At 64.7% G+C, this 289-nt stretch carries 1 pseudogene; it reads right to left on the bottom strand.

From position 1 onward, the window contains the following. Positions 1-289, bottom strand: a pseudogene (locus EN852_RS39745) (sugar ABC transporter substrate-binding protein); the annotation flags it as partial.

The raw sequence follows: 289 nt of genomic DNA, 5'->3' as shown, positions 1-289 counted from the left end.
GTCGAGTGACCCGAGCTTCAGCTTCAGCGCCTTCTGGTCGGCGGTCAGGATCGTCATCTCGTCGTTGACGATGGTCGCCAGCCGAGGATCGCCCTGGACCTCCTTCGGCGCTTCGAAGCTCGTCTTGCCAGCGAGATCCGCGTCGATGCGGGCGCGCTTGACGATCAGCCGGACACGCAGGTCGTCGGAGATATCGAAATTGCCCTTGGCGGTGACTAGGTCCTTGCCGAGTTGGGGACCGTAGTCGGCGCTGCGCCTCATGCCGCCGGCGACGCTGATCGCCTTCAGC

It is taken from the genome of Mesorhizobium sp. M2E.F.Ca.ET.209.01.1.1 (assembly GCF_004010375.2).
Taxonomy (GTDB): Bacteria; Pseudomonadota; Alphaproteobacteria; order Rhizobiales; family Rhizobiaceae; genus Mesorhizobium.
The sequence above is the reverse complement of the archived record's forward strand: the minus strand, read 5'-3'. Positions and strand labels throughout refer to the sequence as shown.